Raw genomic sequence first — 22,248 nt, 5'->3', positions numbered from 1 at the left:
AAACGAAAAAGCATCAGCAAGAAGAAAAAAGCATAACGGGAAAAAGATACATTAGTCGGAAGATGCCGTTAGTTCATCACTTGAAAGCCCGGTGATAATTAGCACCAGTTCACGATCGATCCCCTTCTCCAGCATGGCATGGGCTATCCGCAACGCTTCGTCTTGTTTGCCTTCAATCTTGCCCTTTTGTAATCCCTCTTGTAAGCCACTGTAATGACCCGTTCTTCGCCCTGATTCACGTAAACATTCTGCAATCGTCATTAATCTCTCCTTGTGTTGGGGAACGCGTAAAGCCACCTCGCGAATAAACGCTTCGAAACGCGGTGCGCTGCCAGACTGCATCAGATAATTAAATAGCGTTTCTACCTGGCTGTCATTAGCGTATCCCTTAACCAGCAGAGCAACCAGGTTATCCACCAGCACCATCAGGTCACGTTCACGTATATGCTTCTGGACAAGCTCAAGTAGCGCCATCCGCCGATGCTGCATAATCTCATCATCAGACACCGCCGTGATGTCTACCAGCGGGAAGGCAGAACCATAAAGCTGCCGCGCAGTTTGTGGATCGTCAAATTCATCCAGCCAACACAGCGAGTATGGATACGGGCTGTCAACGCCATGATAAAAAAGTATCGGCACCACCAGCGGCAGCGTTTTGTGTCCTGCATCAAGGTGCTTCTGCATCGCGGCAATGGCGTAACGCATCATCCGGAATGCCATATGAGCATCTGGCGAGCTTTGGTGCTCAATCAACGCATAGATATAGCCTTTACCCGATGTCGTTTTCAGCGACCACAGCACATCGGAATAACACGCTCGCAAATCTTCTTCAATAAAACTCCCGGGTTCCAGCTTCAGTGTGTCCAGATCGCAAAGCTCATGTAATGACGCCGGAAGATAGGTATCAAGAAAATCCCGTGCCGTATCTGGATGGCCCAGGAACTTTTTAAATACCGCATCATGCGGCGTAGAGGTTGTTGGTTTTTGCATGGCGATCCGTCACCAGAAGAACAAGATGACGGGACATTACTCGCCAGTGCTACAGACGACATCAGGGAAATTACCCCTTTGCGAGGCGTTTTCGAGGATAAATAGATGCTGCTGCAATGCATTCATTTTCCATGAATGATGTTCGCAAAAATGCCCGGTAGGCGTGAGCACCTCCGGGCATTCTCTTTTCTCTCTCCAACGATGGCGGCATCACACCAGGGTTTTGACTATCTCCATCAACCTGGCGACATCTTCAGGCCGGGTATTACCGGTTTGCGAGTCGATAATCGAGCTATACACATGCGGCATGACGCGCGGTACTCCTGCTTCCAGACAGGATTGTAGGATAATGCCGAAGTTATCGAGATCGATACCGCCGGTCGGTTCAATCAACGTCATGCCGTTGCGCGCCGCGGTTGTCGCCAGCGCGTACAGCTCAGGCAACGATTTCTCACCGCCCATCGGGAAGAACTTCGCCGCATGCGCGCCAGAGTCCAGCATCATACGTACCGCTGCATCACAGGAAACGCGGGCTGGCGTGCCCTGGCTGCTGCTGACGCCGGTGGAGATCAACACCTCTCCAGGCATTCCAGTCGGACTGACTAACGCGTTGATATGGGTCTGCTCACCGCCCGTTGCGGCCAGCGCGCCTGCCGCAAAACCACAACCGGTAAAGGTCTGGTTGACGTGTGCCGGATGGACCCGTGAGGCAATCATCGCCGCTTTATAATACTGCGCCGGGTCACCGGCCCCCAACCCCACGGAAATCGACGGCACGTCGACCATCCAGCGTTTTACTTCCTTAACCCCTTCCTCAACCGAGGAGAACTGCGCCGAAAGAATGCCGATCACCGCGTGACCTTCAGCAGCGTCATAGATTTCCCGGGCGTTGGCGATATCCTTCGCCAGCACGTTAATAGCCACTTTATTACGATAAAAATTAATGTGCTGCATAGTCTGCAATCTCCTTTAGTCGCGCCACGATCAGTGCCATTTCCCCTTCTGCGACCGTACGCGGGTCAAGACTAAAGACGCCCTGATGAAGGTTGTAACGGCGAGTGTAAATCGCGATATCACCCTCTCGCAGTTGCGCTTCTACGGCGTAAGCATCCATCCCCAGCTCTTGTGCATTCACCCGAATACGAATCCGCCAGATGGCGCGCCCGGCTTCGTCCTGCTCAATATCCGCATCCAGTCCGCGAATCGCTGAAATCGCCTGCGCCACAGGTTGCAGTTCTTCGGCGGTGACTACGGTTTGCCCCTGATGATAGTTTTCCAGGGCATACACCAGCCCAACCATATTCTCTTTGCCGATTTTCATCGCCCGGGCAATTCCGTGGTGCTGTGCTTTACACGCGGCAATCCACTGTTTCTTCCCGGTGATAAACCCGGAGGTCGGCGCGTTAAAGGCTTTTGCCCCGCTGTAGACCACCATATCCGCCCCGCTCGCCACCCAGGCGTGTAAGTCTTCCTCGGCGGCGGCATCGACAATCAGCGGCAGGTTGTGAGCCTGCGCAACCTGTACGAAGTCTGCAATGCTCAACATGCCTTTCTGCACACAGTGGTGCGATTTCACATACAGCAGCGCGGCAGTGTTGTCGGTAATCGCGCTCTCCAGCTGCCAGCAGGCCGCCAGATTACTTGAGCCAACCTCCACCACCCGCCCTCCCCCTAAGCGGATCGCGCTGGTGATGGGCGCACCGTAGTCAACGTTATGCCCGCGCAGCATGACCACTTCATTAGCCATACCCGCGCTATCCGGCATCAACGTGACTCGCGCCTGGTCACCGCGGGTAATGGCCGCGGCAACGGCAATCGCAATACCCGCCGAGGCGCACGAAGTAACATAGCTGTCTTCCGCGCCGGTGTAGCGGGAAACCAATTCACCGGTACGGTCCACCAGCCGGTCAATTTCAACAAAGGCCGAAGCTGCCCGCGCGGTGGCCTGCATCACTTCCGGCGCGACGCTGGAAACGCCCAGAATCGTCATCTTGCCGCAGGCGTTAATCACCTGTTTTAGCCCCAATTGTTGATAGATATTCTGTGTCATGGCTTACAACACTCCCAGCAGCGAACAGACCACGCTGAGCGCGACAATCGACAGCAAAATCGTGGTGTAACGCGGTCCTTTCTTCACCAGATAGAAGTAGATGGCGAACACCGCCGCCAGCGGCAGCAGACCGGGGGCAATAGAGTCGAGGATTTGCTGGACCACCACTTCAGAGCCTTTCAGGGCGCTGAGTTTTAACGGTGTGGTGATCTTGACGTAGCTCGCAGAAAGCGCGCCCATCATGATCAGGCCCAGCACGTTCGCGCCGTAGATAAGTTCCTTTATTCGCCCTCCCTGCAGCAGACCAATTATCGAGTCACGCCCCAGCGTGTAGCCTTTGTGCACCATGCCATAGCTGATTGCCAGCGTAATGGCCGGGTAGAGGATTAACGGTACAATTCCGCCCATCGCGCTGCCATTGGCGGCGAATGGGATGAAAATAGCAATTAACAGCGGCATCACTGCGGCCCAGATGATCGAGTCCCCCATCCCCGCCAGCGGCCCCATCAAGCCCGTTTTTATCCCGGTGATGGAGGCGTCGCTGATCGGCTCACCGCGCGTTTTTTGCTCCTCCATCGCAATGGAGATCCCCTGAATTACCGCCCCGAACGTCTGCTCTGAGTTGAAGAAGTTCAGATGGCGTTTCAGCGCTTCTACCTGTTCCTCTTTTTGCGGGTAGAGCTTTTTGATGATCGGCGTCATCGAGGCACAGAAAATCAGGCTTTGCAAACGCTCATAGGAGCTGGAAACTTCCGCGCCCAGCCAGTAGATAAACCAGGCTTTGGTGATGTCTGCTTTGGTCAGCGTACCGCTTTCACGCGCACGCTCCACCAGTTCATGTTGCATTACGTCGCTGCTCATCATGCTGCTCCTTCATTTTTCGCCAGACCTTTAATCAGGAAGGCCACGCAGGTACCAAAGATTGCCATCGCCATGATGTCTACCTTCAGGTACAGCACCGCAAAGAATCCGCCGATAAACCACGGCAGCAGGCTCTTTTTACCGATCACCATAATGGTGATGGCAAAGCCCAGCGCTGGCAGAATGCCGCCCATAATTTCAAAGGAGTGCGTCAGCCAGTGCGGCATCAGCTTGAGGAAGCTTTCCACCACGTCCTGACCAAAATAGTTGGCGGCGAAAACCACCGGGAAACGCAGTACAAGGCCAAGCAACGCCGGGTAGAGGAATGCACAGCGCATAATGCCCGCCATGTTGGCCGTTTCCGCATGCTTGTCGGCCATATGCACCCACGCTGCGTTTAACGTGCGGCGCAGCTGGTCGAGGAACACGCCGATGACGCCGAATGGGATCGCCAGCGCGATAGCCAGGTTCGGATCCATTCCGGCCTTCACGGCGATAGGAATTGAAATACAGGCAGCTAGCGCAGGATCCGACGGGACGTTACCGCCTGGCGTAGAGGTCACGCCGAGATAAACCAGCTGCATGCCTGCACCGATGATCATCGCCGTTTCCATGTTGCCTAACAGCAGGCCAACGAATACGGCAATCACGACGGGCTGTAGCAGCATGGCGGAGAAGGTGTAGCCAAGGCGTAAACGGGCAAACCAGTAATACAACCCCATCAGGCTTGCGAAGACTAAAGTATCCATAATTAGTTACCCTGTTATCAAAGAGTTAGAATTTTTTCAGGATATCGTCCAGCGACTGAGGCTTATCTTCCGGGATAGTCTGGAAGAACACCTGAATCCCACGATTTTTCAGGTCGCTCAGAATGCCGACGTCTTTTTCATCCAGCGTAATGTTCTGGAATACCGCTTTGCGGTTTGGCCCGCCGCCCAGTCCACCGACCTGAATGGTAGTGACGTCAAACCCCAACTGGACCGCTTCCTGAACCGCCGCCAGAGAAGGGAACAGCACCAGAACTTTGCCGTCACCAAGTTGGTTTTCTTTCCAGGCTGCCGCAAAACTTTGGTTACCGAAGCAATCCACTTTGATGTTCGGCGGCGCGGCCATCAGGTAGATATTTTTCATAAACGGATCGGCATCCAGCTCATCGCTGACCACCGCAATCCGGTTGGCCTGAGATTGTCCAACCCATTTAGTCACCACTTGTCCATGAATCAGACGGCTATCGATACGACATAAGACGATGTTTGCCATGATGTTTATTCCTTATTGTGATTGTTGTAATTGACGCACGTGGGCGACAACGTCCAGGCAACTGCTACGCCCGGCCTCGACCAGTTCAGCCACGCAGGTGGTCAACTGGCCATGCTCGCGTTTGTCGAGCGCCTCCAGCAGCAAAGAGGCATTGAGCCCGGAAATCACTGCCACCGGGTAATCGGCACTCAGCCGCGCCGCCACGTTAGAGGTGGTGCCGCCAATAAAATCAGTCAGGATCAGTGAACCTTCCGGCATGGTTTTCACCACAGCTTCAACGCGCTGGTAAAACTCGCCGAGTGTATCAACGGGCATCAGCGCAATTTCCGTCACGCCTTTGATTTCACCCATCACCATGCGCAGGCTGTTGCAAAGCTGTTGCCCCCAGCCGCCATGGGTCAGCAGCAGGATCTGGGGCAAGGATTCAGTGGTAGTCAAAATGGCCTCCTGGCTCGATTACATAGACATAAGTAAACAGAGCAAAGGCTGTGCCAGAATTTGTGTCACGCAGGGAAGAGAGGAGTGCTGACGGGGCAGAAAGCCGCGCCAGCAAAGGGATTAGCTATACAACAGTTCGTAGATATAAAAATATTCCGCGTCCGATAAGCGAATGGCATAGGCCTCTTCGATCGGCAGGAAAGCGGATTTAATGACACTAAACGCGCGATTATCCAGATCCGGCTTGTTCTCCAGCGCCATCTGTAACGGTTTGCGGTTAATCACGATACGCTCGACCATACAGCAGCAGTGGATCAGGAAGCGCAGTGTCACCTGACGGCTCGGTTTGAGCGAAAGCGCGGTGGTCAGATGATTCAACACGCCTTCCATCTCTTTGAGAATACGCTGCGGGTTGAGCACCGAAATATGGTTAATGATGCTCTCCATGGTCAACGCGCTGATAAAGCGCATCGCGCTGCGCTCCATCTCCAGACGGCGTTCGCTGCTGGAGAGATCTGGCGTCAGCAGGCTGAGTACCAGCTCGGGGCCTTGTTCAGAGAACAGCTCCTCAAGCGAGATAAACGGAATATCCGGCAGTCCTGGCTGGAAAGTGCCCACTATTCCCGCCAGGCGTTCACTGGCGTTAATCGCCTGCTGCACGCGCTCCAGACTGCGGACTTCGTTGTAATCGAGGATCACCATCCGCGTATCCTGCGACATCAACTCACCGAAGCTCTCTTCCAGCACCTTTTTGATTTTTTCTGCCGTTCCCATTCCGGTGATGCAGGAGATAACCAGCACCTTACCGCTGTTTTCCTGCTGCGGAGTACACAGCTGACAGGGAATATTTTTGCTCTGCATCAACGCCGCCAGCTGCGGCAAGTCGCTGGTTTCGTAGCTTAAATCCAGCCCGATTTCCAGCAGGCTGGTGAGCGTGATATTGGGCATCAGCAGTACGTCTATCTGGAATAACTTACTGATCGTGCTGCCAAAATGGACCAGCGAGCCAATATCCACCATCAGGATCAACCGGCGATATTTTCGGGTCTGGATCATCTGTGTCAAAGCTTCCAGCGTGTCATGCACCGACTGCTCGAAAGGCATATCGATAGCGCTGAACACCTCGCGCTCCAGCACGCGATTCACGTACTGCGCCTGACTTGTCGCCGTCGTCGCACCGTGGGCAATCAAAATCACCCCGCAGTCCGGACTGGCGTCAATCCGTTGGCGGTAATGGCGACACTCTTTGAGGAACAGGCACAGCCAGACCACTTCCGTCGCCGGACACTGAATATGCAGCAGTTCATTGATTTTTCGGCATAACAGCGTAGCGTTTTCGTATTCATCTTTGCAGCGATCGAGGATCAGGCTGGAAGAATAAAGTTGCGGAATAAGGCCGCGCTGCACATAGCCAATCAGCGCCAGGAAGTGTTTGCGCAGCGGGTTAACCAGATTTTCCGGCAGCGTAAAACCAAGCACCTGCTCAACGCAGCCGATCAGCAGCGTGACGCGCTCTTCAATCTGATCGCCATAGCGCGGAGGATGCGCCACGCTGTCGCGGCTATAGAGACCATATTCAAATATCGAACTGAGCTTGTTTTTGAGGATTGCCAGCGTTTCGGCTGGCGGCACGTTGCTGTTACGCAGGTTGATATATTCGCGGGTCAGGAAGCTGTAGAAAAGATCGCTCTCTTCAATTTCAGCTCCGGTGGCCAGCGAATTTTTCAGCGCCGGCAGCGTGCGGGCATCGATGCTTAAATGCTCTTTGCCTTCGAACAGTGCGCCAACCAGCAGACGTTGTTCCGGCGTGGCGTTAAAGGGGATCTCTGTCAGACGTTTATCCAGCTGTAGCGTATCGCTGTGCTCCGTCATTCCCGAAGCCCAGGCCTGGGCGCAGAGAAACTGAATATCGCTTTTAAGCTGACCAATGTTGCCTTCCAGCGGCTTGTTCAGCAGCCAGAGCAGCAAGGTACGGTCGATGCTTATCGTACGCTCGATTTTGCGGCTCTCACGCTGTAAGAAGCCAACGATCAGTTCAACCTGCTCTTCCACCGAACGCTGGCGGATGCCGGGCAAATCGATACATACCTGAATACGTCGCTGGAAAGTGCGCAGCAACGCCGAACTTACCGGTTCGGTGGTCGCACATATCAGGCGAACCGAGATTGACCGCGCCACGGCGCTTGAGCCCAGCGGCCGATATTCACCTTTGTCGAGAATAGAGAACAGCTTTTCCTGACCTTCATACGGTAGGCGATGCACTTCATCGAGCAGCAGATAGCCGCCGTCGGCCTGCTCGACCAGACCCGGTTTATTTTCGTTTGCGCCGGTAAACGCTCCCTGTCGATGACCAAACAGATGCGAAGAGAGCAACTCCGGGTTATGGGCATATTCCGCGCAGTTGAAATAGACCAGCGGCGGGGGCGTTCCCGCTGCACGTTCGCAGGCGAAACGGTGCATCAGTTCGGCAAAAAAGGTTTTGCCGACGCCGGAGGGGCCGGTCAGCAGAACGTGCAGCCCGTGGGGATACAGCACTGCCGCGCGGCCTTTTTCCACCGCATCGCGCAGGCTGCGATCGTAACCAATCAGGCCGGAAAAGGGATCGTCTGTCGCCTGGTTTTCCTGAACAGGCAACAGGTCGGCAACGGTTTGCACTTCGCGCTCGGACTCATCCAGTTTGCGCCCCAGCAGCGTTTCAATCGCCTGACGATGCAGAAAGAATACCGGGCGTCCGCGGCTTTTAATCGCCAGGCCGTCGTTCCAGAGCTGATTGAGATCTTTACTGACCGAGTTGCGCGCCAGTCCGAGGTTAAAGCCGATAGCTTCCGCTGTGAACGCCGTTTCCTGCGCCAGATGGGCAAGATTCAGTCCTCGCGTCAGCCGTTCCAGCTCCCCCAGTATTATCTCAATCCGTCTCATCTCTTTACCGCTTAAGAAATAAATGATTGTTCAGAACATACACTATTCTGCTACGCAAGACAGTGAGGCGGCGTCCAGACCTTCCGGTCATCAAAACGTTTTCGACAAATAATGCCGCGCTGAGCCGGTTTCCGGAAAGTTATCGAGGGTCATTTGCAGCTGATAGCCGTTTTTCTGATAAAACGGCAGCGCCTGGAAACTCATCGTGTCCACCAGCGCATGCAGGCATCCTCTCTCACGCGCTGTCTGCTCGGCAGCCTGCATCAATTTTGTGCCGTAACCGCCTTTACGCAGCGAATCATGCATCCACAGGAAATCAATACACAGCCATTCGCCTTTGATTTTGCCAATCAGCCCGCCCAGAATTTCATTGCTTTCATCGCGCCAGTACACCGCCAGGTCGCCAAAATTGGTGGTTCTCAGGAACTGGCGGTTGTAGGCGCGCAATCCGGCAAGCAGGGCATTTTGATCGTCTTCGGTAATCGTATCCGTAATCTGTATTTGCATCCTATCCTCCTGAAATAACTACAACTTCTGGCTGATTTATTTTTAGACATTAACACAGGGTGATGAGTGAGTCGTATGCCGTCTACACTTACTCTTGAGATGATGCGCATAGACAACAAGGATTATTAACATGAAACGAGTCATTTTTCCGATTATTGCCATCCTTTTCACACTACCCGGTCTGGCGCAAGCCGACTCGGCATATGGCAGTCTGCAGGCTGTACACGAAAAAAATACCGTTTTGAAGGACTTACGTAAAATTTGCACCCCGCAAGGCTCGCCATCTGATGAGGTGTGGGAAAAAACGATTATGGCTGATACGCGTAACCAACAGCACATCCACGAAGCCATTCTGGCAATTCAAAGAAACAATCAGAACAACTACTGGGAAGCACTTGGCAAAGTGGAATGCCCGGATTTATAAGCATCTTGTTGTAAAATGAGCACTGTAACCGGTTTCCGTGTCGCAAAAACACGTATTGTTGCCAGAACGTATAAATAGCAATGGAGCAACAACAATGCGATACCGTTTTCCAGAAAACTTCTGGTGGGGCAGTGCCTGCTCGGCACTGCAAACCGAAGGGGATAGCCTGAACGGCGGCAAAAGCCAGACCACGTGGGACGAGTGGTTCGACCGTCAGCCAGGGCGCTTCCATCAGGGGATTGGCCCGGCAAACACCTCAACCTTTTATCAGCACTGGAAACAGGACATCGCACTGCTCAAGCAGCTGAAGCACAACAGCTTCCGTACGTCTCTGAGCTGGTCACGCCTGATCCCGGACGGTACCGGCGAGGTTAATCCGGAAGCCGTCGAATTCTATAACAACGTCATCGACGAGCTGCTGGCGCAAGGCATTACGCCATTTATCACCCTGTTCCACTTTGACATGCCAATGGTGATGCAGGAGAAAGGCGGCTGGGAAAACCGTGACGTGGTTGAGGCGTTTGGCCGCTACGCACAGACGTGTTTTACATTGTTCGGCAACCGGGTGAAGCACTGGTTCACCTTTAACGAACCGATTGTTCCGGTAGAAGGCGGCTATCTGTATGACTTCCATTACCCAAACGTGGTGGATTTCAAACGCGCGGCCACCGTGGCGTATCACACTGTACTGGCGCATTCCACGGCGGTGCGGGCGTATCGCGCCGGAAACTACGGCGGTGAGATCGGTGTGATCCTAAATCTGACGCCCTCTTATCCACGCTCTCAGCACCCGGCGGATGTGAAAGCCGCGCACCATGCGGATCTGCTGTTTAACCGCAGCTTCCTTGACCCGGTACTAAAAGGGGAATATCCGGCGGATCTGGTCAAACTGCTGAAAGAGTACGATCAGTTACCGGTATGCCAGCCGGGCGACAGTCAGCTCATCGCCGAGGGGAAAATCGACCTGCTCGGTATCAATTATTATCAGCCGCGCCGCGTGAAATGTCGTGATACTGCCGTCAATCCAAACGCGCCGTTTATGCCGGAGTGGCTGTTTGATTATTACGAAATGCCGGGGCGGAAAATGAACCCTTATCGTGGCTGGGAAATTTATGAGCCAGGTATTTACGATATTATTACTAATCTGCGTGATAATTACGGCAACCCACGCTGCTTTATTTCTGAAAATGGTATGGGTGTGGAAAATGAGCAGCGTTTCGTTGAGCATGACCAGATCAACGACAGCTATCGTATTGAATTTGTTTCTGAGCATCTAAAATGGCTACATAAAGGCATCAGCGAAGGCTGTAATTGTCTTGGCTACCATATGTGGACTTTTATTGATAACTGGTCCTGGCTCAACGGATATAAAAACCGCTACGGTTTTGTTCAGTTAGATTTAGCAACGCAAAAACGTACGGTGAAAAAGAGCGGCGAATGGTTTGCCCATACTGCCGAAAACAATGGTTTTAATTAAAAATAACCAGGATGCCGGATAGCGATCCGGCATACCGAGCTTTAGTTTATTGCATACCCTTTATGCGAACTTTTGCTGCCACCAGAAGCGCCGTCAGCAGCATCAGGCTGCCGGAAATCATCAGGGGTGACAGCAGTCCGAGAGTATCGAGCGCATAGCCTCCCACCGCGGCCCCGCAGGTATTGGCAAGCTGGATCACGGCGACCTGGATGGATCCGGCTTTTTCTGCCTGATCGGCAAGCGAGCGCGTGATCCACGTCGACCAGCCGACCGGTACCAGCGCAAACAACAGTCCCCAAATAATCGCAATACCCGCCGCCACCACTTTGTCACTGCCCCACAGAATCAGGACCAGCGCACTGAGCGCCAGCACCAGTGGCGCGCCGGCTAACGCCAGTTTGACCGAACGCTTCAAAATCATCGACGAAAGCGACGTACCAACAAAGCTGGCAATACCGAAGCTCAGCAGCACCAGCGTCAGGCCATCAACGTCAAAGCCCGCCAGATTCATATAGATCGGGCGAATATAGGTAAAGAAGGCGAACTGTCCGGCAAAGGACATGAAGATGGCAATCATCCCGGCCATCACGCCCGGACGTTGCAGCAGACTGAACATATTTTGTTTTTGGTGCGACGGCTCACCGGGCAGCGATGGCAGCGCTCTCACCACCCAAATCGTGCACAGCACGCCCATGACTGCCGCCGCATTAAATACGTTACGCCAGCCGATAATGCCGCCTAAAAAGCTCCCCAGCGGCGCGGCAATCACCAGCGCGATGGAGACTGCGCCAAAAATCACCGACAGCGCTTTCGGCACCGTACGTGCGGGAACCAGACGCATGGTCAGCGACGCCGACATCGCCCAGAAGCCACCAAGCGCCAGACCGAGGCAGGCGCGGCCAACGAGCAGCAGCGAAAAAGAATTGGCAAAGGAAACCAGCAGACAGGAAAGCGTCAGCAGCACCGAAAACAGGATCACCACATAGCGACGATCGGTCGCCTGAATAATTTGCGTCACAAACAGGCTGGCGAACATGGCGACAAATGCCGTCACGGTCACCGATTGCCCCGCCACACCTTCAGAAATCCCCAGATCCTGCGCCATCGGCGTTAACAGGCTCACGGGCAGAAACTCAACGGTTATCAGGCAGGCAACGCAGAACGCCACGGCAAATACCGCCGACCAGTTAGGTCGGGAATTTGCCTCAGCGCGGGATTTTTGTTCAACAGCTTCACTCATTTTGTTACCTGCGTGGGGTTATTGTAGAAAAGTTACGCAGTGTAGCATTAAATTTGTGACGAATTTAACGTTTTGACAACTATTCATCGGATGTCGGCTGCACCTTATCCGGCCCAGGACAGAGCACCCTTACTGGCTCAATTTAGCGTCACGCGCAGCCCGGGCCAGGCCGGTTATCCACTCCTGGTGACCGTTGATCATCGGATTGGGCAGCGTACGCGCCAGTTCTTGTGCCGGAACGCCAATTTGTGATTCCTGGGTCAGAATACGTACGCGCCCGCCGGGTAAATCCTCAAAGAGCCAGGCGTGGATCACATCCAGACGTGTAGTGGCATCACCTTCCGCCCAGCCATGCCAGGCAACACGCGCGGCCTGGCCGTCAACCGGCGGCACATACTCGGTGATTTGCGCTTCGATTGGGAAACCAAAAGTCGTAAAACGAAAACGGGCATTCATGCTTAACAACGGACCGGAACCGTCATGAAACCGGATATCCGCCACGTTGCTGTAATACGTTGGCCAGCGCGTTGTGTCATTAAGCTGTGCCCAGACGGCACGGGCGCTCAGTCCGGCAACGATAATTTCATTTGAGGCAAAGTTATCGGTCGTCCCCGGCAGATACGCTTCAGGCCAGATAATTGCACTTTGTTGAGTCGCTTGATTCATGATGTACCTCGTCGTGTGAGTTAACGAGGTACATCATGCTTTCGCGTAAGATATAAAGATAATGACGATTCAAAATAATCGTCATCATAAATTTTGATATCAGTGCAGCCAGTGCACGCCATCCTCGGGCTGGAAAAAGGCGTTATAGCGCATCTGAAACGCATTAAGCTCCTGCATATCCGGCTCCATCTCGCGCAGAAAACCAAGCGCCAAACGTACCTGCGCATCGGTAATAGGTGCAGCCAGCCGGGCTTTTTGCAGCCAGCGGTGCCATTGCAACAGGTTCTGCTCACTGCCGTCGACAATCACGATTTGCCAGATCAACAGCACCTGGGCGGCATTTTGCAGATGTGATTCATCAGGGCGGTGGAGGTACTGTAAAAAAGCCTCACCCTGTACTTTTCCCATCTGATCGATCATCGATTCTACCGGCACGACATCAATGTTCAGTCGCTCGCTCAGACGGCGAATTGCCCGCCGCGACCCGGACGTTAGCACCCGAAATCCCACCACAAAAACAACCACCAACGTGGCCAGCATTATCCAAATCATGCGCACATCCATTACCAGACAGGACGCCCATCATAGCGGCAAATTCACCTCTGTCGACGACTGAACGTGTCATAATGTGACTTATTGAACTCGCAGGCAGACATCATGATATCTGATATCAGAACGCTCGATCTTAATCTGTTAAAAACGCTGGATGCCCTGCTGGATGAACGCAGCGTAACCCGGGCGGCACAGCGGCTGTCGCTCACACAGCCTGCGGTAAGCGGTATGCTCAACCGCCTACGCGACTATTTTGACGATCCGCTATTTAGTCGCACGCCGCACGGCATTGTCCCGACGCTGCGTGCCCAACAGTTGGCCGCCCCGGTCAAACAGATCCTCAGCGACATCGATACCCTGCTTAAACCGACACAGTTTGACCCGCTCACCGCAGCGCTCACCTTTACCGTCGCCGCTACGGATTACGCGCTCAAAGCAGTGATCGTGCCGTTTATTGCCGCGCTTCGCGTGCGCGCCCCAGGCATCCGTGTGCGGGTGGTTCCGGTTGAGCCAGCGCTACTTACCACGCAGTTTGAGCAGGGGAAAGTCGACCTGGCGTTACTGACGCCGGATACAACGCCCGATAACCTGCACAGTCGGGGGTTATATGATGAAGAGTACGTCTGCCTCATGCGTCATGAGCATCCTGACGCGGGAAAAACGCTGACGCTCGATCGCTTCTGCGCGCTGGAGCATGTGCTGGTTTCTTATGAGGGTGAAAGTTTCTGGGGCGTCACCGATGAGGCACTGGCAAGCGTCGGACGCCAACGGCAGATTGGTTTGTCGGTTAGCAGCTTCCTGGTATTGCCGGACATCCTCGCCATCAGCGATATGATTGCCGTGGTTCCTGCCCGTCTGGCATATGACGAGACACGAATGTGCGTTTTGCCGCCCCCGCTGCCCATTGCCGGTTTTACAAAAAGCATGGCCTGGCATGAACGCACGCACCGCGATGCCGCTCATCAGTGGCTACGTAATCTGGTACATGAAACCAGCCAGTTTAAGGCATAAAAAAGCCCGCCATTAAGGCGGGCAAAAGTTACCAATGCACACTTAACTTAAGCGACTTTCAATTGTTGAATCTTTTTCTCGCGGCGAATTTTACGTTCTTCAAACACGGCCACGATGGCCATCAGACAGATACAACCGATGGCGGCGGTGTCCAGCGCGGCGAAGGTTCCTGCCCAGCCGGTGAGGCCAAAAATCGGCGTGCCGTCGGCAATCATTCCCAGACCAAGCTTGGCGAAGCTGTCACCAATCAGATAAGCAAAGGTGCCTTTAATCCCATCGGCTGCGCCGATCGCTTTTTTCGGTACAAATCCGACTGCCGCAACGCCGATTAACAGCTGCGGACCAAACACCAGGAAGCCCAGCGCAAACAGCGAAGCCAGATAAACGTACTGGTTGCTGGCGTGCTGATAAACGCCCAGGGTGGCGATAATCAACGCCAGCGCCACGCAGGCCACCAGCGCACGGCGACCATTCGCCAGGTCAGAGAGCCAGCCCCACAGCAGCGTGCCGACCAGCGCGCCCACTTCAAACAGGGTAAAGCCCTGAATCGCCACTTCTTTGGAGAGCTTCAGCTCCTGGAAAGCGTAGACGGTGGACCACTGGTCAATACCGATACGCACCACGTACAGGAAGATGTTCGAGAAACATAACAACCAGATCACTTTGTTTTTCAGCACGTACTCAACAAAGATCTGCCATTTCGTCATCTCGTTTTCTTCGGTCTCTTTGTCTTCTTCGCTGATCTCCTCGCCGAACAACTCTTCAGCTTTACCGAGACCATAAGATTCCGGGGAGTCACTGCCGTAGCGCAGGCCGATAAAACCAACAATCAGCGCGATAATCGACGGGAAGATAAACATCCCGATGACGTGACCGTCGAACAGATAGTTAGCGCCAAACAGCGCCACGCCTGCCGCACCCGCACCGCCGAGGTTGTGGGAGATGTTCCACATACCGAGGTAAGAACCCCGCTTGCGACGCGGCGTCCATTTGGTGATGGTGGAATAACTACACGAGCCGCCGGTACTCTGGAAGAAACCACTCAGCGCATAGAAGGCGATCATCAGAAACAGGCTGGTTGAACCCGCGCCCATGCTGGCGCTGAAGCCGAGCATACAGATGGCAGAGAGGATCAGCATAAACGGCAGGAACTGCTTGGTGTTTTTGCCGTCCGCGTAGTAGGAAACCAGCGTTTTTCCCACGCCGTAGGTGATGGAGAAGCCCAGGCCAATCATCCCCAGTTGCGTCATGCTCAGCCCGTAGGTGGAGATCATGTCGTTCTGCGCGATGTTGAAGTTTTTGCGGATCAGGTACATGGTCAGGTAGCCGATGAAAACCACCAGATAAGACTGCATGAACGGTTTGAACCACATTTTGCGCCGCACATCGAGCGGCAGATCCAGGGTCGGCTTGCGCACCTGGTTGAGAAAGGCCAGCATTTGACACTCCCGAGCTAATTTTTATACCTGCGAATAGCAGGCATTGTAAAAATCAGCCGGGGATCACGCCTGAGACAGCGTCCAGGTGAAACCGGGAAAATTTCTTAGTTTTACCCCACTCGGGGCAAAAAGGTGAGGTACATCACGCTTCACCAAGCTCACGCGGCGCCTGGGCATTCAAAAACGGCAACAGCAACAGCGCGGAGATCCCCGCCGCGATGGCGATAACCACAAAGAATCCGGTCCAGTGCCAGACTTCCATTACCTTCGCCAGCGGCCAACCGGAGAGCGAAGCGCCCAGGTAAGCGAACAGCCCGACAAACCCGGTCGCCGCCCCAGCCGCCTCTTTGTGCGAGCACTCCGCCGCCGCCATACCAATCAGCATTTGCGGGCCAAAGACGAAAAATCCGGTGGTGAAGAAGCACGCTGCCTGCATCACGTAGCTGGCGAACGGCATCAGCCACAGCGAACCGACGGAAAGCAAAATCCCGGCGGCAAAAATCAGGTTCATTGGCCCACGATTGCCGTTGAACAGCTTATCTGACCCCCAACCCGCCACCAGAGCCCCAATAAACCCGCCCAGTTCAAACATGGTCACCGCGGTGTTGGCGGTCACCAGATCGACCCCCAGCGTTTCTGACATGTACAGATTACCCCAGTCATTGATCGCCGCACGTACCACGTACACCAGCACATAACACAACGACAGCAGCCAGATGTAGGGATTCAGCAACACATAGCGAGTGAGAATTTCTTTGCGGGTTAAGCCTGCGCCCTCCTGCTGCTGGGCAATTTCTAACTCATCATGTCGCCAGTCGCCAACCGGAGGTAAGCCAATCGCCTGCGGCCTGTCGCGCAACCGCCAGCACAGGAAAAATCCGACCACAATCGCCAGTATTCCGGCAATCATCATTCCTGCACGCCAGCCATAATGCAGCGCCGTCGCCGCCATCACCATCGGGATCAGCGCCCCGCCGACGTTATGCGCGGTGTTCCATAGCGCCCACCAGCCACCGCGTTCGGTACGCGAATACCATGCGGTCAATAAACGCGCACAGACCGGCGACCCCCAGCCCTGGAAGAACGCATTCAGTGCCCACAGTAGCGCAAAGGCCCAAAGCGAGGTCGAGAAACCGAACAGGATGTTTACCACGCCGGTGGCAATCAAACCAATGCCCATAAAATAGCGGGCGTTGGAACGATCGCTGACGATACCAGAGACAAACTTCGACAGGCCGTAAGTGATGTAAAACAGCGTTGCCAACAGGCCAATGTCGCTGCGGGTCAGCACACCGCTGGTGAGGATATCCGGCACCGCAGCGTTGAAGCTTTTGCGCGTGAAATAGAACAGCGCGTAGCCAAGCCAGATGGTGGTCAGAATATGCCGCCGCCAGTAGCGATAACGGGCATCTACCTCACTTTTATTGGTAATGTGTGGCGCATTAGCCGGGGCTTTTAGAAACTGAAACATTGCCATTCCTTACACATAACGCTGAGGCAAAGAGACGCTGACCCGCGTACCGTGCGTACAGGATATCGAAAGCTTACCGCCGAGGGCCGTAATGCGCTCACGCATCCCGGTGAGGCCAAATCCCTGCTTATTCGACCCCGGCGGCAGGCCGCTGCCGTCGTCCTCAATCACCAGCATCAGTCGTTCATCCTGTTGCCAGCCCTGAAGTGTCACCGCGCTGGCGTTGGCGTGCTTAACGATGTTGTTCAGCCCTTCCTGGCAGACGCGAAACAGCGTCACCCGCTGGCTTTCGCTGAGTGCAGATTCGTCAATTCGCCAGTCGAGATGGCTGACGATGCCGCGGCTTTCCAGCTCCATTTCACGCATCAATGAGCGGATGGCCTGCTCCAGCGTGAGATCGTCCAACTGGCGTGGTCGCAGGCGGCCTAACAGGCGACGCACCGAATCGTACACGCCGAGAGAAAGTTGTTCGATGTGTGCCCCGCTACGCTTCACCCCTGCGTTTTCCGGCGCCAGGCGCTGGACAATACCCGCCTGGGTACGAATGGCGGTGATGGTTTGGCCGATATCATCGTGCAGTTCACGCGCCACATCGCGGCGCACGCTCTCTTCGGTCTCCAGCAGGCGTTCAGCCAGACGATGGTTGCGCGCTAATTCGTTTTGCAGCGACTGGTTAAGCTCACGCAGACGCTGAATGCCCGCGCCGAGCAGCAGCCCGGTCAGGCTTTGCACCAGCAAGGAGAGCAGCAAGTCGACGGGATGATCGTGCCAGGTCTGGCTGGCAATCAGCGCGATGGCGTTCATCAGCGTCGCAATCAGCGCCCCCTGCCAGCCGTAGTGCCAGGCCAGCGCAATGATCGGCAACGCGAGGCAAAACGGTGTGAAGCGCGAAAGCTCGGCGGGTAAACCGAGCTGTAGCCACAGGCTGACGCTAAACAGCAGCAGGTACCAGACCAGATGCCGCCCGCGCCAGTTCACCGGCTGCGACACCACCGCAGGGCCCAGCGGCAGCCAGGTGGTGCTGGTCAGATAGTGCCAGAACACCAGGCAGATCGGCGCCAGCGTTAATCCGCCGGTGAGCGTCAGCAGCAGCACGGTCCACGCCTCTTCACCTTGCCCAAGCCATGGTAGCGATTGCAGCAGTGCCGCTGCGGTCAGCGCTGCCCCCTGTAATAACAATGTGCGCCAGTCACGCTGATGGCGGAAACGTGAGGTCAGTGCGACGGGAAGTAAGGTGAGAAAGCTACCGATCACCAAAAGCGGCAGATGGGACAGCGCCACTTCCTGCGCCAGCCAGAACAGAAGCAGCCATTCCGCACCCAACAGTACCGGCCAGTAGCCGCGCGAACATTGCAGCATTAAGCCCAGGCGCAGGCCGAATGGAAACAGCAGCACTGCCAGCTCCGGGCGTTCAACCAGATGAAGGCTGATGCTCCACAGGCAAAACCATGCGGCAGAGAAGATAAAAAAGCAGGCAACAATGGTGACTAACCGGGAAAAGAACGTGTTCATTGCCAGCCGTCAAACATCCGCCGAGCCAACTCAACATCGTTGCTTACGCCCAACTTTTCCATCAGGTTGGCGCGGTGCACGTGTACCGTTTTTGGTGACAAGCCCAGTTCAGCCGCAATCTCTTTGACTGCCATCCCTTGCGCCAGTTTTTCTGCCACCTGACGTTCGCGTTTGGTGAGCGGGTCCTGACGCCCGGCCGCCAGTTTGACGGCGATGTCCGGCGTTAAATAGCAGCCGCCGGTTGCCACGGTACGCACCGCGGCAATCAGCTCATCCGGGCTACAGCGTTTTGAGAGGAAGCCTCGCGCCCCTGCGTTCAACGCCTGCTCCACCAGCGCCGGGCTGTCGTGGACGGAGAGCATGATAATCGCCATGCCTTTTGGCAACTGGCTTAACAGTTCGAGGCCGGAAATGTCAGGCATGGAGATGTCACAGATACAGACCTGCACGCCGCGCCCCGGCAATCCTGCCAGCGCCTCGCTACCTGAGCCAAACTCAGCCACAACCTGCAAATCGGGTTCCAGCCCCAACAGTTGGGCAAACCCGGAACGGACGATAAGGTGGTCGTCGATAAGGGCAACGGTAATCATGGGTTATGTCCTGGTGCTGGAAAACGCCTGATGGCGCTGCGCTTATCAGGCCTACGGGCGGGTGCCGCTGTAGGCCGGATAAGGCATTTATGCCGCCATCCGGCAAAAGCGCTTACCTTAACGATAAGCGCTCTACCGTTCAAGCCTTGAGCGAACTACTCAAAGAAGACGGTGATTTTGTTAAACATCGACGGGTCGGACTGGTTGCGCGCCACTTTCACCACATCTTCCAGTTTGTCGATCTGGCTTATCATCTGCTCCAGACGCTGGTCATCATTCACCAATAGCCAGATACGGCTCTTATCACTGTCCTGAATCGGTAGACAGAGGATACCTTCCACGTTGAACGCACGGCGGGCAAACAGCCCACAAACGTGGGTCATTACACCCGGGTGGTTGCGTACGGTGAGTTCCAGGATTACGTTGTCATGAGTCTGCTGTTGCATGGCTTATTCCCCCACCATTTCAGTGTTTGCCGCACCCGGCGGTACCATCGGATACACTTTTTCTTCTGCATCAATACGTACGTGGATCAGCGCGGGTCCTGGACGATTGATTATCTCCTGCAGCGCCGCCTGTGGGTCCGCTTCATGATTTAAATCGCAGGTTTCGAGACCAAAACCGGCGGCAATCTGCATAAAGTTAATCATCCCCGGATAGGTCGCAGCAAACACGCCTTGCTTATAGAACAGGCTCTGCTGCTGATACACCAGACCCAGTGCTTCGTTATTCATCAGGATAATTTTAATATCCAGCTGATTTTCGCTGGCAGTCGCCATTTCCTGAATATTCATCATCAGGCTGCCGTCGCCGGAGAAACACAGCACTTTCTTGTCCGGGTTCGCCAGCGCCGCACCAATCGCCGCAGGCAGGCCAAAGCCCATGGTTCCCAGACCGCCGGAGGTCAGCCACTGGCGCGGACGGTTCAGCGGGTAAGCCTGCGCCGCCCACATCTGGTGCTGGCCGACGTCGGTAGTGATAATCGCGCTGTCGTCCACGCAGGCGGCAACGGCGTTAATCAGCCCATAATGGCTGAGCGGATCGCTTTCCTGTGGAATAGTACAAGGGAATTCGCGTTGTAAATCGGCCACCATCTGATGCCACGCGTCCCGCGGTTGTGCCTCAATCAATGGGATCAGCTGTTCCAGCACCTCATCGACATCTGCCTGAATGGCCACGTGCGGCTGTTTGATTTTACCCAGCTCCGCGCGGTCAATATCCACGTGGATGATTTTGGCATTCGGGCAGAACTGTTCGGTTTTACCAATTGCCCGGTCATCAAAACGTGCGCCAAGAACAATCAGTAAATCAGCCTCTTGCAGAATAAAGTTGGTGCTGCGCGCGCCGTGCATGCCCAGCATACCTAACGACAGTGGATGCGCTTTTGGCAACATGCCCAGCGCCATTAAGGTCATGGTGGTGGGCAGCATCGCTTTTTCCGCTAGTTCACGTACGCGCTCAGGTGCGTTAATCACGCCGCCGCCGAGATACAACACCGGACGTTGTGCCGCATTAATCATGGCGGCAGCATCGCGAACGCTGTCCGCGCTAAAGGTTGGCGCAGGGGCTTTTTCTGCAGGCTCCGGCATCTCTTCAATGTCAAATACGGCTGTTTGAATGTCCTTAGGTATGTCTATCCACACCGGGCCAGGGCGTCCTGACTGCGCAATGCGGAAGGCATCGCTCATGACCTGCGGTAATTCATTGATATGGCGAACCAGATAATTGTGTTTGGTGATGGGGATAGAGATGCCGTAGGTGTCGACTTCCTGGAAGGCGTCGGTGCCGATCATCGAGGCCGGAACCTGACCGGTGATACACACCAACGGGATGGAATCCAGGCGCGCATCGGCAATAGCGGTCACCAGGTTGGTTGCGCCCGGTCCGCTACAGGCCATACAGACGGCGGGTTTACCCTCGGTTCGTGCCATCCCCTGGGCGATAAACCCCGCACCCTGCTCGTGGCGCGCCAGGATATGACGGATTTTCGTGCTTTGGCTCAAGGCGTCGTAGACGGGGAGAATTGAGCCGCCAGGAATACCGGTGACCACTTTAATTCCCTGACGTTCCAGGAAATGAACGATGAATTCTGCGCCCGTAAAACGCGTACGCTTGGATGTTATGCCCGAACTTGCCATGCTCCAGTCCTTTTATTCTGGGCCTTTGCTCCGGGCAGGTCTCTGAAACGAAAAACCCCGCCCGGTTTGCGCCGGCGGGGTTTTGGAATCGTGTGTTGTTCCGGACCCTACGGCGCATTGCCGACGACGACCACCACACGCACGACGACCGCTGCGCGAGATGGCGCAGTTTTTAGTAGGGTCGCAGTCAGCATGGAATGGTTCATTAGGGGCCTTGTCTGTTTGTTGGTTAACAGGATTTATACAAACACAGGTTTTTCAGCGTGACAATGGAAAATTTTTCATCTGCGCAAAAATGCGCCAAAGATCACGTTTATCTGTACGCAATGTAAAAACAAAAAACCCCGCCGGAGCGAGGTTTTTTTCAGGGTTTGCGGCTGGTAACCGCAGAACACACTGTGTTACGTCAACGCAAGAAGTATACGCGATCGGGAACGAACGCGCAATTTAAGGCACGGATTTTGACGTTTCTGAGTATGGATCGCTTTGCGGATTTTGTCCATAAAATACTGTTCATACATACAGTATATATCTATACTGTAAATGTTCGCAGTGCGCGAGGGGGCCGCTGTTTTACCGGCGCATCAAAGTCCTGGCTGAAACGGGTGGTGCCGTCAGCGCCTTAACCCCCTAAGTGAGCACACTGTGTTACGTCAACAAAGGTGCTGGCAACAGGCAGCGGCGAGGTACGCCAGCACCGTGC

22 protein-coding genes and 1 pseudogene are annotated in these 22,248 nt (G+C 54.8%); 4 read left to right on the top strand and 19 right to left on the bottom strand.

Annotated elements, in window-relative coordinates; translation table 11 throughout:
- Window positions 1-51: 51 nt before the first annotated feature.
- The 9 genes from G8S19_RS00225 to G8S19_RS00185 all read right to left on the bottom strand — a co-directional run bounded on the left by G8S19_RS00225 (window position 52) and on the right by G8S19_RS00185 (window position 9,025).
- The gene (locus G8S19_RS00225) at window positions 52-990 is read right to left on the bottom strand and encodes an Rpn family recombination-promoting nuclease/putative transposase (protein WP_137364198.1); all 939 of its coding nucleotides are present in this window, start codon (window positions 988-990) and stop codon (window positions 52-54) included.
- Window positions 991-1,200: 210 nt separating this feature from the next.
- Entirely contained in the window at window positions 1,201-1,944 is a 744-nt protein-coding gene (locus G8S19_RS00220) for a 2-dehydro-3-deoxy-phosphogluconate aldolase (RefSeq protein WP_253685901.1), read from the bottom strand.
- Complete coding sequence (gene dgaE / locus G8S19_RS00215) at window positions 1,931-3,040, bottom strand: D-glucosaminate-6-phosphate ammonia lyase (RefSeq protein ID WP_253685899.1); 1,110 nt, start codon at window positions 3,038-3,040, stop codon at window positions 1,931-1,933. The genes G8S19_RS00220 and dgaE overlap by 14 nt, the downstream gene beginning before the upstream one ends.
- Window positions 3,041-3,043: 3 nt before the next feature.
- Complete coding sequence (locus G8S19_RS00210) at window positions 3,044-3,904, bottom strand: PTS system mannose/fructose/sorbose family transporter subunit IID (protein WP_005121522.1); 861 nt, start codon at window positions 3,902-3,904, stop codon at window positions 3,044-3,046.
- Window positions 3,901-4,650 carry a PTS sugar transporter subunit IIC gene (locus tag G8S19_RS00205; protein WP_003023960.1) on the bottom strand — a complete coding sequence of 250 codons (750 nt, stop codon included), beginning with the start codon at window positions 4,648-4,650 and terminating at the stop codon, window positions 3,901-3,903. The genes G8S19_RS00210 and G8S19_RS00205 overlap by 4 nt, the downstream gene beginning before the upstream one ends.
- A 25-nt stretch (window positions 4,651-4,675) precedes the next feature.
- Entirely contained in the window at window positions 4,676-5,161 is a 486-nt protein-coding gene (locus G8S19_RS00200) for a PTS system mannose/fructose/N-acetylgalactosamine-transporter subunit IIB (protein ID WP_003023959.1), read from the bottom strand.
- A 12-nt stretch (window positions 5,162-5,173) separates the two neighbouring features.
- Window positions 5,174-5,599 (bottom strand): PTS sugar transporter subunit IIA, encoded by a 426-nt coding sequence (locus G8S19_RS00195; protein WP_040231533.1) that lies wholly within the window; start codon window positions 5,597-5,599, stop codon window positions 5,174-5,176.
- Between the two features lie 120 nt (window positions 5,600-5,719).
- A complete protein-coding gene (dagR, locus tag G8S19_RS00190; protein WP_124021893.1) occupies window positions 5,720-8,518 on the bottom strand; it encodes a transcriptional regulator DagR in 2,799 nt (932 codons plus the stop codon).
- 90 nt (window positions 8,519-8,608) lie between these two features.
- Window positions 8,609-9,025 (bottom strand): GNAT family N-acetyltransferase, encoded by a 417-nt coding sequence (locus tag G8S19_RS00185; RefSeq protein ID WP_003023951.1) that lies wholly within the window; start codon window positions 9,023-9,025, stop codon window positions 8,609-8,611.
- 130 nt (window positions 9,026-9,155) lie between these two features.
- Here G8S19_RS00185 and G8S19_RS00180 point away from each other — a divergent pair, with 130 nt between their 5' ends.
- Window positions 9,156-9,449 (top strand): YicS family protein, encoded by a 294-nt coding sequence (locus G8S19_RS00180; protein ID WP_124021892.1) that lies wholly within the window; start codon window positions 9,156-9,158, stop codon window positions 9,447-9,449.
- 94 nt (window positions 9,450-9,543) lie between these two features.
- Window positions 9,544-10,926 (top strand): glycoside hydrolase family 1 protein, encoded by a 1,383-nt coding sequence (locus G8S19_RS00175; protein WP_124021891.1) that lies wholly within the window; start codon window positions 9,544-9,546, stop codon window positions 10,924-10,926.
- Between the two features lie 46 nt (window positions 10,927-10,972).
- On the opposite strand, the gene nepI is transcribed toward G8S19_RS00175, so the two are convergent.
- From nepI to G8S19_RS00160, 3 genes are all read right to left on the bottom strand, one after another.
- On the bottom strand, window positions 10,973-12,166 hold the full coding sequence (gene nepI / locus G8S19_RS00170; protein WP_116360319.1) for a purine ribonucleoside efflux pump NepI: 1,194 nt from the start codon (window positions 12,164-12,166) through the stop codon (window positions 10,973-10,975).
- Between the two features lie 129 nt (window positions 12,167-12,295).
- On the bottom strand, window positions 12,296-12,832 hold the full coding sequence (locus tag G8S19_RS00165; protein WP_124021890.1) for an SRPBCC domain-containing protein: 537 nt from the start codon (window positions 12,830-12,832) through the stop codon (window positions 12,296-12,298).
- A 99-nt stretch (window positions 12,833-12,931) separates the two neighbouring features.
- Window positions 12,932-13,384 carry a DUF1198 family protein gene (locus G8S19_RS00160; RefSeq protein WP_003827141.1) on the bottom strand — a complete coding sequence of 151 codons (453 nt, stop codon included), beginning with the start codon at window positions 13,382-13,384 and terminating at the stop codon, window positions 12,932-12,934.
- A gap of 105 nt (window positions 13,385-13,489) precedes the next feature.
- Here G8S19_RS00160 and G8S19_RS00155 point away from each other — a divergent pair, with 105 nt between their 5' ends.
- Window positions 13,490-14,395, top strand: coding sequence for a LysR family transcriptional regulator (locus tag G8S19_RS00155; RefSeq protein ID WP_106107931.1), 906 nt, complete (start codon window positions 13,490-13,492; stop codon window positions 14,393-14,395).
- A 47-nt stretch (window positions 14,396-14,442) separates the two neighbouring features.
- Here G8S19_RS00155 and uhpT read toward each other — a convergent pair whose 3' ends face one another.
- The 4 genes from uhpT to uhpA all read right to left on the bottom strand — a co-directional run bounded on the left by uhpT (window position 14,443) and on the right by uhpA (window position 19,407).
- A complete protein-coding gene (gene uhpT, locus G8S19_RS00150; RefSeq protein ID WP_003023929.1) occupies window positions 14,443-15,834 on the bottom strand; it encodes a hexose-6-phosphate:phosphate antiporter in 1,392 nt (463 codons plus the stop codon).
- 142 nt (window positions 15,835-15,976) lie between these two features.
- The gene (locus G8S19_RS00145; protein ID WP_253685897.1) at window positions 15,977-17,305 is read right to left on the bottom strand and encodes an MFS transporter; all 1,329 of its coding nucleotides are present in this window, start codon (window positions 17,303-17,305) and stop codon (window positions 15,977-15,979) included.
- 9 nt (window positions 17,306-17,314) lie between these two features.
- Window positions 17,315-18,817: a signal transduction histidine-protein kinase/phosphatase UhpB gene (gene uhpB, locus G8S19_RS00140; RefSeq protein WP_048213755.1), complete on the bottom strand. Its 1,503-nt coding sequence runs from the start codon at window positions 18,815-18,817 to the stop codon at window positions 17,315-17,317.
- Window positions 18,814-19,407, bottom strand: a complete 594-nt coding sequence (gene uhpA / locus G8S19_RS00135) for a transcriptional regulator UhpA (RefSeq protein ID WP_005121502.1) — start codon at window positions 19,405-19,407, stop codon at window positions 18,814-18,816. The genes uhpB and uhpA overlap by 4 nt, the downstream gene beginning before the upstream one ends.
- A 26-nt stretch (window positions 19,408-19,433) precedes the next feature.
- Here uhpA and G8S19_RS22440 point away from each other — a divergent pair.
- A pseudogene (locus tag G8S19_RS22440) lies at window positions 19,434-19,526 on the top strand (hypothetical protein); the annotation flags it as partial.
- Window positions 19,527-19,562: 36 nt separating this feature from the next.
- Here G8S19_RS22440 and ilvN read toward each other — a convergent pair.
- The 3 genes from ilvN to ivbL form a co-directional block, all read right to left on the bottom strand.
- The gene (ilvN, locus tag G8S19_RS00130) at window positions 19,563-19,853 is read right to left on the bottom strand and encodes an acetolactate synthase small subunit (protein ID WP_003023914.1); all 291 of its coding nucleotides are present in this window, start codon (window positions 19,851-19,853) and stop codon (window positions 19,563-19,565) included.
- Between the two features lie 3 nt (window positions 19,854-19,856).
- Window positions 19,857-21,545 carry an acetolactate synthase large subunit gene (ilvB, locus tag G8S19_RS00125; protein WP_124021889.1) on the bottom strand — a complete coding sequence of 563 codons (1,689 nt, stop codon included), beginning with the start codon at window positions 21,543-21,545 and terminating at the stop codon, window positions 19,857-19,859.
- Between the two features lie 107 nt (window positions 21,546-21,652).
- Window positions 21,653-21,751: an ilvB operon leader peptide IvbL gene (ivbL, locus tag G8S19_RS00120; RefSeq protein WP_124021888.1), complete on the bottom strand. Its 99-nt coding sequence runs from the start codon at window positions 21,749-21,751 to the stop codon at window positions 21,653-21,655.
- Window positions 21,752-22,248: the final 497 nt, after the last annotated feature.

It is taken from the genome of Citrobacter sp. SX206, from assembly GCF_024181025.1.
GTDB classification, from domain to species: domain Bacteria; phylum Pseudomonadota; class Gammaproteobacteria; order Enterobacterales; family Enterobacteriaceae; genus Citrobacter; species Citrobacter youngae.
This window is presented reverse-complemented; position numbering and strand designations above follow the sequence as displayed.